This is a genomic window from Lactobacillus nasalidis (assembly GCF_016587775.1).
Classification (GTDB): Bacteria; Bacillota; Bacilli; order Lactobacillales; family Lactobacillaceae; genus Lactobacillus; species Lactobacillus nasalidis.
On sequence record NZ_BOCG01000078.1, the window covers coordinates 1 to 12,564 of the forward strand.

General features: G+C 52.9%; 10 protein-coding genes and 2 pseudogenes. 10 read left to right on the forward strand and 2 right to left on the reverse strand.

The window, feature by feature from the left end; translation table 11 throughout:
* The 8 genes and pseudogenes from lacNas_RS00965 to lacNas_RS01000 all read left to right on the forward strand — a co-directional run.
* A pseudogene (locus tag lacNas_RS00965) lies at positions 1 to 352 on the forward strand (ECF transporter S component); the annotation flags it as partial.
* A 95-nt stretch (positions 353 to 447) separates the two neighbouring features.
* Positions 448 to 855: a LysM peptidoglycan-binding domain-containing protein gene (locus lacNas_RS00970; protein WP_201331669.1), complete on the forward strand. Its 408-nt coding sequence runs from the start codon at positions 448 to 450 to the stop codon at positions 853 to 855.
* Positions 856 to 907: 52 nt separating this feature from the next.
* Positions 908 to 1,585: a (d)CMP kinase gene (cmk, locus tag lacNas_RS00975; protein ID WP_201331670.1), complete on the forward strand. Its 678-nt coding sequence runs from the start codon at positions 908 to 910 to the stop codon at positions 1,583 to 1,585.
* An 86-nt stretch (positions 1,586 to 1,671) separates the two neighbouring features.
* On the forward strand, positions 1,672 to 2,877 hold the full coding sequence (rpsA, locus tag lacNas_RS00980) for a 30S ribosomal protein S1 (protein WP_201331671.1): 1,206 nt from the start codon (positions 1,672 to 1,674) through the stop codon (positions 2,875 to 2,877).
* Positions 2,878 to 2,988: 111 nt separating this feature from the next.
* Complete coding sequence (gene der / locus lacNas_RS00985) at positions 2,989 to 4,296, forward strand: ribosome biogenesis GTPase Der (RefSeq protein WP_201335832.1); 1,308 nt, start codon at positions 2,989 to 2,991, stop codon at positions 4,294 to 4,296.
* A 203-nt stretch (positions 4,297 to 4,499) separates the two neighbouring features.
* Complete coding sequence (gene hbs, locus lacNas_RS00990; protein WP_002877566.1) at positions 4,500 to 4,775, forward strand: non-specific DNA-binding protein Hbs; 276 nt, start codon at positions 4,500 to 4,502, stop codon at positions 4,773 to 4,775.
* A 125-nt stretch (positions 4,776 to 4,900) separates the two neighbouring features.
* Positions 4,901 to 6,154 carry a tetratricopeptide repeat protein gene (locus lacNas_RS00995; protein WP_201331610.1) on the forward strand — a complete coding sequence of 418 codons (1,254 nt, stop codon included), beginning with the start codon at positions 4,901 to 4,903 and terminating at the stop codon, positions 6,152 to 6,154.
* A 122-nt stretch (positions 6,155 to 6,276) separates the two neighbouring features.
* Positions 6,277 to 9,150, forward strand: coding sequence for a YfhO family protein (locus tag lacNas_RS01000; RefSeq protein ID WP_201331611.1), 2,874 nt, complete (start codon positions 6,277 to 6,279; stop codon positions 9,148 to 9,150).
* A 57-nt stretch (positions 9,151 to 9,207) separates the two neighbouring features.
* Here the strand turns inward: lacNas_RS01000 and lacNas_RS01005 are convergent, their stop codons facing one another.
* Positions 9,208 to 10,143, reverse strand: a complete 936-nt coding sequence (locus lacNas_RS01005) for a LysR substrate-binding domain-containing protein (RefSeq protein WP_201331612.1) — start codon at positions 10,141 to 10,143, stop codon at positions 9,208 to 9,210.
* Between the two features lie 369 nt (positions 10,144 to 10,512).
* Between lacNas_RS01005 and lacNas_RS01010 the strand changes: the two genes are divergently transcribed.
* On the forward strand, positions 10,513 to 11,418 hold the full coding sequence (locus tag lacNas_RS01010) for a LysR family transcriptional regulator (RefSeq protein WP_201331613.1): 906 nt from the start codon (positions 10,513 to 10,515) through the stop codon (positions 11,416 to 11,418).
* On the opposite strand, the gene lacNas_RS14095 is transcribed toward lacNas_RS01010, so the two are convergent.
* The gene (locus lacNas_RS14095) at positions 11,404 to 12,090 is read right to left on the reverse strand and encodes a hypothetical protein (RefSeq protein WP_244660729.1); all 687 of its coding nucleotides are present in this window, start codon (positions 12,088 to 12,090) and stop codon (positions 11,404 to 11,406) included. The genes lacNas_RS01010 and lacNas_RS14095 overlap by 15 nt on opposite strands.
* Before the next feature lie 197 nt (positions 12,091 to 12,287).
* Here lacNas_RS14095 and lacNas_RS01020 point away from each other — a divergent pair.
* Positions 12,288 to 12,564: pseudogene (locus lacNas_RS01020) on the forward strand (hypothetical protein); the annotation flags it as partial.

A 12,564-nucleotide genomic window follows, 5' to 3' on the forward strand; every position in this document is an offset into this window, starting at 1 on the left:
GGGCTACCTGCTGCCGGCAGCGGGCCTGCTTTTGGGCGTGTTGTCACTGACGGTAGTGATGGCGCTGGCCAACCAGTTCCTGCTGACTCCGGTTTATGCCTACACTTCAGTGCCGCAGGCTGCCGGGATGCACATGAACTACGCCCAGCTGCTGACTTTTACTGAAAAGACCTACCTGGGCAAGATGCTGCATATTCCAAGCATGTCCAGCTACATCATGGGGATCATCGTGCCTTTCAACCTGATCAAAGGGGCGATCAACTCCGTTCTGGTCTACATTCTGTTTGAGTCGGTCCTGAAGACGATCAAGCCGTTCGTAACCAAGCATTTCAACGTTTCCAGCAAGTATTAAGCCGCTGGACCTGGACTTCCCCGCGCGGGGAAGTCTTTTCTTTTCTATTTGCAGGCAAAGTTATGGTAAAATGTTAGCTTAAAGGGGGAAGCTAGATGGATCAAAATGCCCGAAAGCCCGTATCACGTCTGGCCCGCCAGCAAGCAGTCAGAGAAGAACGCAAGAACCGGCAGGCTCCTTGGTGGACGGCTCTGCTGATCGGCATCATGATGGCTTTGGCGGTCGTGCCGCTTGTTACCAGTCAAAACAGCGATTACGCCGCGCCTAAGAAAGAACAGGCCAAGGAGAAGACCAAGACCGCCAAGAAGCAGACCGTCAAACAGAAGGCGGCGAAGCAGACCTCTTCGAAGGTCGAGACTTACGTGGTGCAGTCCGGCGACAGCTGGGCGGCGATTGCCGAAAAATACGGCTTAAGCGCTGAAGAGTTGGCTGAGCAAAATGGTCTGGATACCAGCTCAACCCTGGCGGTTGGTCAGAAATTAAAGATCAAGCAAGCCAAATAGCTGATTTTATTGGAAAGGATTGAAGCGATGAAAGTCGCTTCATTTTGATGTTATGCAAGTAGCAATTGATGGACCTGCTTCAGCAGGAAAGAGCACGGTGGCCAAGATCGTGGCCAGCAAGCTGTCGTTCGTTTATATCGACACGGGCGCAATGTACCGGGCATGCACGTTCATTGCCCGCAAGCATGGCCTGGATTACGGCGATGAAGCAGGAATTTTGAAGGCGATCGATGAAGACGGGATCGTTTTGGAACCAGGCGAAAACGGCCAGCGGGTGCTGGTGGCCGGTGAAGACGTTTCTTTGGAAATCCGCACGCCGGAAATCACGGCCAACGTTTCCCAGGTTTCAGCTCTGCCGGGCGTCAGAAGCAAAATGGTAGACCTGCAAAGACAACTGGCCGGGTCGACTGACGTGATCATGGACGGCCGGGACATCGGCACCACGGTTCTGCCGCACGCGGAAGTGAAGATCTTCCTGGTGGCCAGCGCGCGCTCGCGGGCAGAAAGACGGCTGCTGGACTGGCAGCAAAAGGGGATTGAGGCCAAGCAGACCGTTGAGGAAATCGAAGCCGACATCGCCAAGCGGGACTATCTTGATTCCCACCGTGAAGTTTCGCCTTTAAAGAAGGCAGCGGATGCAATCGAAATTGATTCAACTAATTTATCGATTGAAGAAGTTGTTGACGCTATCTTGGCAGAAATTGCTAAAAAAAGAAATACTAGCAACTAAATCAAAAAAGTCTGGTAAAATAGTAGCAAATTCATCTATTTTTCGGTAAAATAGAGAACGAATAAACAGGGAGGCATTTTGTATTTATGTCAGAAAACAATCAATTTTTAGATGCTCTTGCTCAAATGCAAGAAGTTAAAGTTGGCGACATCGTTGACGTTAACGTATTAAGCGTTGAAGATGGCCAAATTAACGTTGGCGTTCAAGGCGCCGGCGTTGAAGGTGTTATCACTCGCCGTGATTTCACCAACGACCGTAGCGTTAACCTGCGCGACGAAGTTAAGCCAGGCGACACCTTTAAGGCTTACGTAGTACGTCGTGCCGGTGGCGACAAGGAAAACGGTGAATTCTTCTTCTCAGTAACTCGCGTTAAGGAACGCGAAGCTTACGACAAGCTGCAAAAGGACTTTGAAGAAGGCAACACTATCGAAGGTAAGGTTACCTCTTCAGTTCGTGGCGGTTTGCTCGTTGATGTCGGCACTCGCGGCTTCTTGCCAGCAAGCTTGATCTCAAACCGTTTCGTTTCAGACCTTAAGCCATACATTGGCAAGACCATCAAGGTTAAGATCACTGAAATCGACCCAGCTAAGAACCGTCTGATCCTTTCCCACAAGGAACTGATCGAAGAAGAACGCGAACAAGCATTTGAAAACGTTGCTTCACAACTCGTTGTCGGTGACGTTGTTGAAGGTCGCGTATCACGTTTGACCAACTTTGGTGCATTCGTTGATATCGGCGGCGTAGACGGCTTGGTACACATTTCCGAAATTTCATACAAGCACGTTGACAAGCCAAGCGACGTCTTGAAGGTAGGCCAAGATGTTAAGGTTAAGGTTATTGGCATTGACAATGACCGTCACCGTATCTCCCTGTCAATCAAGCAAACTGAACCATCACCATTCGAACAAGCTACTGCAAGCTTGAGCGAAGGCGACGTAATCGAAGGCGAAGTTAAGTCTTTGACCAACTTTGGTGCCTTTGTTGAAGTTGCTGACGGCATCCAAGGCTTGGTACACGTTTCAGAAATTTCCAACAAGCACGTTGACAAGCCAAGCGACGTCTTGACTGTAGGTCAAAAGGTCAAGGTTAAGGTTCTTAACATTGACCCAAGTGAAAGAAGAATCTCCCTGTCAATTAAGCAAGCTGATCCAGAGAACGCTTCTTCATCAAACGACAGACCTCGCGCACGTCGTTCATCAAACAACGACTCAGTTGCTCGCAAGTACATGAACAACGAAGACAACGGCTTCTCACTTGGTGACATGATCGGTGACCAACTCAAGAACCGTTAATCAGCACTAAAAAGACCGACCGTTGGTCGGTCTTTTTGTTTGACGAAATGCGCAAAAACTGCGACAGTTGTAAGCAAGCAGAAAACTATAGAAAGTAAAAGAGGTGAGAAGATGCCATTACCAATCGTTGCCATCGTAGGGCAGCCAAACGTTGGGAAATCAACCCTGTTCAACCGGATCATCAATGAACGGGTGGCGATCGTGGAAGACCGGCCGGGCGTCACCCGTGACCGGAACTACGCCAGAGCAAGCTGGATGGGACACCAGTTCAGCATTATCGATACTGGCGGGATTACCTGGGAAGACAGCACCATTGACGAAGAAATCCGGGCTCAGGCGGAAATCGCCATTGAAGAAGCGGACGTCATCGTCATGCTCTGTGACGCCAGCCAGCAGGTAACCAGCCTGGACGAGCGGATCGCCCGCCTGCTTTACCGGGCAGACAAGCCGGTTTTGCTGGCCGTCAACAAGGCCGACAATCCGGAACAGCGAAACGACATCTATGATTTTTACAGCCTGGGTCTGGGCGACCCAATCCCTGTTTCCGGCGCTCACGGTACGGGGATCGGTGACCTCCTGGACGAAGTGGTCAAGAACTTCCCGGCTGACGCTGAAAAGACGGAAGAAGGGGTGATCTCCTTCAGCGTGATCGGGCGGCCGAACGTCGGCAAGTCCTCGATCGTCAACCGCCTGCTCGGCGAAGACCGGGTAATCGTGGCCAATGAAGAAGGCACCACCCGTGACGCGATCGACACGCCGTTTGTCAAGGACGGGGTCAAGTACCGGGTCGTTGACACGGCCGGTATCAGACGCCGCGGCAAGGTCTACGAGAAGACCGAGAAGTACTCGGTCATGCGGGCCATGAGCGCGATGGAGCGCTCAGACGTCGCTATTTTGGTCCTGGACGCCAGCACCGGCATCCGGGAGCAGGACAAGCACGTGGCTGGCTATGCCCATGAAGCCGGCCTGGGGATGATCATCGCGGTCAACAAGTGGGACCTGCCGAAGAAGGACTCTTCCAGCGGGAAGGACTTTGAGGCCGTCATCCGCGAAGAATTCTCCTATCTTGACTACGCGCCGATCGTCTTTGTTTCAGCCAAGACCGGCAAGAACATCGACCAGCTGCCGAAAATGGTCAAGGAAGTCTACGAGAACAAGAACCAGCGCATCCAGTCCAGCGTCTTGAACGACCTGCTGCTGGAAGCCAGCCGGCTGGTGCCGGCGCCGATGGTGAAGGGCAAGCGGCTCAGAGTCTACTACATGACCCAGGTCAAAACCAACCCGCCGACCTTCGTTGTTTTCTGCAACGATCCGGAACTGATGCACTTTTCATACCAGCGCTTCCTGATCAACCAGCTGCGGGAAAACTTTGACTTCACCGGTACCCCGATCAAGATCCTGCCGCGCAAGCGGAAGTAGCGCCAGGCCTTAATTTTTTCAATTTATGATATTCTATTGAAAAAGTTGGAAGCCCTGGCTTAAAAGCCTTGTAGGGATTACATTCTTGTGATATTTTAGAGAACAGGGAATTAATTGAATGCGGTAGCGCTCAGTGTCCCTCATTTCTGAGAAAGAAATGAAGTGATTAGACGCGGGTCTAATTTATAGGAGGTGAATTCCACATGGCAAATAAGGCAGAATTAGTTTCAGAAGTAGCTGCTAAGACTAAGTTGACTAAGAAGGACGTTTCAGAAGCTGTTGACGCAGTTTTTGAAGCAATCCAAGAAGACTTGGCCAAGGGCGAAAAGGTACAACTGATCGGCTTCGGTACTTTCGAAGTTCGTGACCGTGCTGCTCGCAAGGGCCGCAACCCACAAACGGGTGCTGAAATCGAAATTCCAGCAAGCAAGGTTCCTGCATTTAAGCCAGGTAAGGCTCTTAAGGACGCTGTTAAGTAATTGACGCGCTTTAATTTTAAAACGTCAGGTTTTCCTGGCGTTTTTTGTTTGGGCAAAATACTTTTTTTGCGGCTGGCTTGCGAATACAATATAAAGCAGACAGTGCTAATTACGAGGAGAAAAAGATGACATATTCTGAACAATTGTTGGACGCGATTCAAGCCCACCGCTTTAGCGAGAGCCGCGGCCTGCTCAAGCAGGCTCTGGAAAATGACGATCCGGAGATCCTGGCTTCGCTGGCCGAAAACCTGACCGACCTCGGTTTCACTGACCTGGCTAAAGAGGTCTACCGCAGCCTGATCGCGGCTTTTCCAAAAGAAGACCTCTTCAAGGTCTATCTGGCTGAAATTCTGTTAAATGACGGCCAGGAAGACGACGGCTTGACCCTGCTTTACAATGTGCCGGAGAGTTCGGATGCCTATCTGGAGAGCCTCCTGGTCCAGGCAGACTACTACCAAAGCGAAGGCCTGATCGAAACGGCCCGGGCGAAGATGGAGCAGGCCCGGCAGCTGGCTCCGGAAGAAGACGCCATTACTTTCGGCCTGGCGGAACTGGACTACATGAGCGACTTAAACGACCAGGCCCTGCCGCTTTACCAGGATCTGCGCCAGCGCCAGACGATGTTCGGCGAGGTCAACCTCAACCAGCGGGTCTTCCAGACCCTGGCCAAGCTGGGCCGCTATGAGGAAGCAGCAGCTTTCATCAATGACCATAAGGAAGACCTGCTGGACATCGACGCCAAATACCAGGCCGGCGTAATCATGGAAGAGGCCGGGCAGGCCGACAAGGCGATCGCCTTTCTTGACGACGTTATCAAGCAAAGCCCGGACTACGTCAATGCTTATCCTTTCCTGGCCAAGGCCTACCAGGACGAGGACAATCCCGATGAGGCCCTGTTTGCCGCGCAGACCGGCCTTGGCTACAATGAGCTTGATGAAGAGCTCTACTTGATCGGTGCCCAGTCAGCAGTCAAGCTGGGCAAGCCGGAGGATGCTGAGGACCTGCTCAAGCGGGGCCTGAAGGTCAACCCGGACAACTCCAGCCTGCGTCTGCTTTTGAGCGACCTTTACCTGGACCAGGGCCGGGCAGACGAATCGCTGGCCCTCTTCAGCTCCCTGGCTGACAGCGACCTGGAACCGCAGGCCCACTGGAACATGGCTCGCTCCTACCAGGAACTGGAGCAGTACGACCAGGCCCAGCAGGAATACCTGCTGGCCTACCAGAGCCTGCAGGCCAACCCGGCCTTTTTGCGGCAGATGATTTCTTTTGCCCAGGAAAGCGCCCAGCCAGACCTGGCCCGGCAGCTGCTGGAGAAGTACCTGCGCTTGGAAGCAGACGACCAGGAAATGCAGGACCTGTATGAACAACTGAACAATTAACAAATGACCAGCAAGAGCTGGTCATTTGTTGTTTTTAATATTTTTTTAGCATTTTGGCGGGAAAAAGCGAAAAGCGGTAAAATAATAGGATAGATGTTGAGCGATTTGGAGGTATATAAGATTTGCAGTTCAGCTTCAGCCAAAAGAAAAACCGAGCAATTTACTGGAAGTATTCCGTCTTCTTTCTTTTTTTGGCCGCCTGCGTTTTCGGGCCCTACCTCGTTACGGGGCACAGCCTGATTTGGAACACTGACGCGGCCAACCAGCACCTGCCGCTGATGATCAAGTACCGGGAATACATGCTCAGCTTTTTCCGCCATTTGAGCAAAGGACCGGCCGAATGGTCCTGGACCATGGGTTTGGGCAGCGACCTTTTCTCGGTCTTTTCTTACTACACGATCGGGGATGTCTTTGCCTACCTGGCGCTGCTTTTCCCAACGAGCCACCTGGTTATGGCCTATCAGCTGATCCTGGTTTTGCGTCTGTACTGCGTGGGTCTGGCCTTCGTTTATTTCGCCCGGCACTTTGCTTTCAAAGACGGCATCATCCTGGCCGGCAGCGGCGTGTATATGGTCAACGCGTATCTGCTGTACGCGGTTTTGGCGCAGCCGATGTTTGCGACGACCTTCATCCTCTTTCCGCTGATCGTGGTGCAGCTGGAGCGCCTGCTGCAAGGGGGGAGCCAGTGGTCGCTTTTCGGGGTCTTTGTCTGGATGCTGGTCAGCAATTACTACCTGGCCTTTGTTCTGGGCCTGGGGGCGATCATCTACCTGCTTTTGCGCTGGGGGCTAACTTACTGGAAAAAAATTCCTTTTTGGCCGACTGTCGGCAAGCTCCTTTTTGCCAGCTTGGGGGCGATCTGCCTGTCAGCCGTGCTCTTGTTGCCGGAACTGCTGGCCGTCATTAATTCCACCAGAACCGGCTCCCAGTTTGCCAACGGCTTGAAGCTTTACCCGGCCTATTACTACCTGCTCTTGCCCAAAGAGCTGATCAACGGCGACAACTGGAAGCTGATGTTTTGGTCAGCCCTAGGCCTGGCCAGCATCATTCTGCCGGCCTTGATCCACTTGTTCAGCAGCTGGCGCCGCTTCCGGGTGACGGCTGCCGCCCTCTTGTTAGGGGGGGTGATGCTGCTGATTCCTGCCGCTGGAGCAATTTTCAACGGGGGCATGTCGGCGTCAAACCGCTGGACTTTGCTGCTGTATCTGCCTTTTGCCTTCAGCGTGATGGTCTTTTTGAAGGCCGTCAGCGAGCGGGCGCTCAGCCGGCAGGAGATGAAGCGGATCATGCTGGTCAGCCTGATTTACCTGGCCTACCTGGTCTTTTTGTCCTTCCTGGAGAATGACTACAAGCTGTTTTTGCCAGTCATCTTCCTGCTGCTCAGCCTGGGGGCCAGCTATTTGGTCAACCAGGGGCAGTTCCGCAGCCGGTATCTGCTGTTGCTGGTGGCTGCCAACCTGGCCTTCAACGCGCTTTATACGGCCCTGCCATACAACGGCAATTTCGCGGCCAGCATGCTGGCGCGGGGAGAATACGAGCAGATTGCCGAGCAGCGCTACGGCGGCTTGAACCACATCCTGCCAGGGGGCTTTTACCGGGTCAACACGGTTTCCAACAACCAGTTCGTCGGGCAGGAAAAGCTCTGGAACGACCTGACGTCGGGCCTGGCCAACGTGTCTTCCTACTACTCGATTCAGAACCAGTATATCGGCCAGTTCAGCACGGACATGGGCAACCTGCAGTATGACAACAACATCCCCCTGCACCAGCTGGACGACCGGACGATTTTGAACAATTTTCTGGGCGTGCGCTACATTTTCAGCCAGAAAGCGTCGACCAACGCTTCCAAGCTTGCAGGAAACTATGACTTGATCGCCAGCGGGGAAGAGCAGCGCGACCAGAACCAGCAGCTGGTTTACCAGGCCCGTCTGTATAAGACGACAGAGGCTTTCCCGCTGCTTTGGGTCAGCCAGAAGGTGATCAGCCCCAGCCGCTACCGGCGCCTGTCAGCGAGCCAAAAAGAACGCGCTCTGGCCAGCGGGGTGGTCGTCAAGGATTCTTCCCTGAAGCAGGCCAAACTGTCCGGAGTCAAGGTGATCAAGGCCAGCTTGGTTGATGCCAGCGGCAAGAAGCAGAGCATGAGCCATTTGACTTATACGAGCAGCAAGACCAGCTATAAGCTGAAGCTGCACCTTACGGCCAAGCAGCGGGCCCAGCTGGGCAAAAGCGAGCTGCATGTCGAGTTCAGCCAGATTTCCTATCAGCCTTTTACCTTGAGCAAGCAGCTGGATGCTGAGCTCAAGCAGGCCCAGCAGCAGGCGGCTTTGACGGGGAAGAGTTTCAATGCCCAGGCCAGCCGCTACAAATACTGGCACTACCACCTGCTGGCCGGATCGCCAGACCCGAGCTACAAGCTGACGGTCACGGGCTCCAAGGCCAGTGAGACGATCGTGCAGCCCAGCCAGGCCATGACTTCCTTTTACCGCCTGGTCACCGGCGCGACCATGAACATGGGCACTTACAAGAAACTGCCGTCCAGTTTGACCTTCCAGCCATCAAAGCTGGGCACTTATACTTTCAAGATCAGAGTGGTGGCCATTCCGCTGAACAAGAAATACGTCAAGGAAGTCCGGCAGATTCAAAAGCAGGGCGTCAAGCAGCTGAAGCTGGGGCAAAACCAGCTCCAGGGCGTCTTTAACAGCAAGAAAGCCGGCATCGTGACCTCAACGATTCCTTATTCAACTGGCTGGAAGGCTGAAATCGACGGCAAGCCGGTCAAGGTCCTGCGCACGAATACGGCCTTTGTCGGGCTTAAGATGCCCGCCGGCAAGCACCGGCTGCGCCTGTACTACCAGACGCCCGGCCTGCGGCCAGGGCTCTTGATAACGGCCGTGACGGCGCTTTTGCTGGCCCTGTATGCCGGAATCGACCAGCGCGAGAGGCTGAAGCGGTTTTTGAAGCGAAAAGGATCAGCCAAAAAAGCAGTTAAAGAATGATTTTACCAGCCTAAAAAGGGCAGAAAAAAACGAGCCGTAAGGCTCGTTTTTTCTTGCTTATTCTTTGATCAGCTTGCGTTCGATCAAGTCTTCTTTCATCAGCTTGGTCATGACCTGGGCAACTTCCTTGGCCCGATCGCTGGTTTCCGTGTGGATGGTCAGGCCGTTGTCGGACTGGATCAAGGTGTGCGGCAGCTCGACTTGGTTGTAGTGGAGGTCCGGATCCAGGTTCGGCAGCATGTATTCCAAAGTTGCGGTCCAGCCCAAACCGCCGACTGCCATCTGCAGGGCAACTTCGTAGTCGTTGACCTTGATGCTCTTGTTGACGGACAGGTTCTGGTCTTCAAGCAGGTGGTCGACCGTCTTTTGGAAGCCGGAGTCATCGCTCAAAGAAACTATCTTTTCTTCGCTGAGGTCCATCAGCAGCTTCTGGCTGAATGGCACGTCCCGCTTGCCAGCCTGGTAAAGCTTGCTGGTTTCCGGGATGATCAGGTAGATTCTCGGCTGGAAAAGGAAGAAGTTCTTCAGGTTTTCCCCGCGCAGCAGCGGTCCCAGGTAAATGTCGACCATCCGGTTGTCAACCAGCCGCTTGGCGGAGTTGATGGAGAAGGTCTTGATCAATTCAAACCTGGTCGTTTCAAACTGCTTCTGCAGGACAGGGATGATCTTGCCGCTTTCGCCCGGTGCCCAGATCGGAGAGAAGCCGATCTTGATGTAGGACTGTTCTTCTTCAGTGAAGCGGCGCAGGTCCTGCTCGATCTTCATTTGGTCGCTGTGCAGCTTGGCCAGGCCGTCGCAAAGGGTGCGGCCGGCTTCAGTCAGTTCGATTGGCAGGGTTCTTCTTTCCAGCAGCACGACATTGTATTTCTTTTCTGCCTTGCTGAGAACTTGGCTGACATAAGGTTGGCTCAGGGAAAGCTTCTTAGCGATATCGCTGACTGTCTGGCAGTCTTCAGCAGTTGTCAAGATTTGATAAAGTACGTCTTGTTTCATCTTAATGCTCTCTTTATAAGTGAATGAATTTACAAAATAAATTTTTACAATACGATAATTATAGCGCCTTTTCGCTATTAGTCAACGCCAATTATGCTTACTCAATTTTGACATAATATCCGGTTAAATTCAAATAATTGCTGGCGATTTTTCGGATAAATGCGTCTTTTCCGATCGAGAAAGAGAAATGAAAGCGGTCCAGATGATGCAAATCTTATATTTCCGAACTTATGTTGGTCTTTTAAAAAGCAATTTTTCCGAAAAAAGTTCAGAAATTGCCAAAAATCGATTTAAAAAATGCTAAATTCTTGCCAAAAAATCAAATTTTAGCAAAAATAAAGGGTAAGACTTAACGATGAGGAAATGAACATGAACTTTCAACACTTGGAATACTTTAACGAATTGGCTGAAACGCAATACATGGCGCAGGCCGCTGAAAAACTGGGAATCTCGCAGCCGACTTTGAGCTACGCGGTCAAAAAGCTGGAAGAAGAGCTGGGAGTGCCTTTGTTTGAGCGAGAAGGCCGCAATATTCGGTTGACGGTTTATGGCAAGACTTTTAAAAAGTACAGCGAAGCCGGAGTGCAGCAGATTCAAGAAGGCCGCCGCCTGCTGACGGAAATGGCCCTAGGCGAAAGCGGCAAGCTGTCGATCGGGGTGGCCGAGATCGTGGCCCACCAGTTCATTACGGACGTGATCAAGGAATACCGGCAGACCAATCCGGGCTACCGGGTCGACTTCAACTTGAAGCGGGCCGTGACCAGCCGCCTTTTGGAGATGCTGCAGGCCGGCGACTTGGACTTGGCCATCGTCACCACCCGGCCGGGCGAAAAAATAGCCGGTTTTGACCTGGTGCCGGTGATGCAGCGCAAACTGGAGCTGCTTTTGCCGGCCGGCCATGAGCTGGCCCGGCAGCGGTCAGTCAGCCTCAAGCAGATCGAGTCCTGTCCCTACCTGGCTTTCGGGGAAGAAAACGCCATGGCGGGCATTATTGCGGATGTTTTTGCCAAAAACGGCATCCACCCGCAAATCAGCAGCGTGACTGACGACGTGCGCACTTTGGTTGACCTGGTCGCCATTGGCGAAGGCGTGGCCCTTTTGCCCAAGTCCAAGTACCACGAGGCAGCCGGCGCCATCGCGGTGCCGGTAGCTGAAGACACCAGCTACACCATCAGCCTGGCCAGCCGCGGCCTGGGCCAGGAGACGAAAGTGGCCCAGGACATGGCCAGCTTCATCATCAGCTTCTGCCAGGGGCACGGCTTAACGCTGGCTTAGCTTGGCCTGGGCCAAGTCGTATTTCTGCCGGGCCGAGCCGACTTGCTTTTTATACTTGCTGAGAGTCAGGCCGTTGATGCCAACGACGGAATTGTAGTAGGCCAGCTCGGTCTTTTGGACTTGCAGGTAGCTGCTGTATTTGACTTTGGCCAGCTTGCTACGGTATTTCTTCAGCTTGGCCAGGCAGTTTTCCTGCTCTTGGAGCAGCTTTTTGCTTTCTGACAGGCTGGTCTGCTTGTCTTTAAAAACCTGGCTGATGGCCGCGGTCGGCGAAAGCATGGTTTTCTTGGTTTTCTTGCTTTTCTTCTTGCTTTTCTTTTTGCTTTTCTTGGCCGTCTGCTGGGCCTTGAGGGATTTTTGCCAGGCAGCAGTCACCGCTGAAGCAGTGCCTTTGACGCTGCTGGCAATTTTTTTGCTGTTATCGCTAAACTGGGCCCCGGCCTGCTGGTAGCGCTTGTTTTTCAGGGCCAGGGCCGCCTGCTGCTTTTCCTGCAGCAAGAGCTGCTTGTGCCGGCCGCCAAAGCCGACCAGCATGACGAACAAGGCTATTACCATGAAAACGTCGCAGGCAAAACGCAGCCGCGACTGGCTGATGAAGAGGCCGAAGAGCCAAAGGAGGGCAAAAACAGCGAAGATCCCGCAGCCGAGCAGGAGATATTGAGAGACAGACATCTTTTTTCCTCTTTTCAAACGATTTCTTAATTTCATGATAAACCATTTTTTCCCTTTTGACTGGCAGGGCTGAGAAAAAGGCTGACTTCTTGCCGTTAAAGGGCGGAAACGCTGCCGAAAACGGGCTGGTTAGTGCTATAATTTTGTTAAAGGTCTGCAATATGGCAGACAAAAAGTCATGAATGGGAATTAAACAGATGGCAAGGATAATCGATACTCAGCGAAAGCTATTGATCCAGCACGGCTTGCTGGAAGACATCAAAGAAGCAGGACAAGACTATACCGGTTTGACGGCGGCAGTGGCCCAGCCCGACTGGACCCTCCTGGAGCGCGATCTGATTCCGCTGTTTCAGCGGCTGGATCTCTTTTTGCTGCCTGGAGACGGGGAGCTCGCCGAACTGGCGGCAGCCGGCGAACAAGCCCGGCTGTTTCCGCTGCTGGAGAAGGAATGTCCCAACCTGCGGCAGCGCCTGG

Coding starts and splice junctions, on each gene's coding strand:
- lacNas_RS00970 (WP_201331669.1), top strand. CDS start 448: ATGGATCAAAATGCCCGAAAGCCCGTATCACGTCTGGCCCGCCAGCAA.
- cmk (WP_201331670.1), top strand. CDS start 908: ATGCAAGTAGCAATTGATGGACCTGCTTCAGCAGGAAAGAGCACGGTG.
- rpsA (WP_201331671.1), top strand. CDS start 1,672: ATGTCAGAAAACAATCAATTTTTAGATGCTCTTGCTCAAATGCAAGAA.
- der (WP_201335832.1), top strand. CDS start 2,989: ATGCCATTACCAATCGTTGCCATCGTAGGGCAGCCAAACGTTGGGAAA.
- hbs (WP_002877566.1), top strand. CDS start 4,500: ATGGCAAATAAGGCAGAATTAGTTTCAGAAGTAGCTGCTAAGACTAAG.
- lacNas_RS00995 (WP_201331610.1), top strand. CDS start 4,901: ATGACATATTCTGAACAATTGTTGGACGCGATTCAAGCCCACCGCTTT.
- lacNas_RS01005 (WP_201331612.1), bottom strand. CDS start 10,143: ATGAAACAAGACGTACTTTATCAAATCTTGACAACTGCTGAAGACTGC.
- lacNas_RS01010 (WP_201331613.1), top strand. CDS start 10,513: ATGAACTTTCAACACTTGGAATACTTTAACGAATTGGCTGAAACGCAA.
- lacNas_RS14095 (WP_244660729.1), bottom strand. CDS start 12,090: ATGTCTGTCTCTCAATATCTCCTGCTCGGCTGCGGGATCTTCGCTGTT.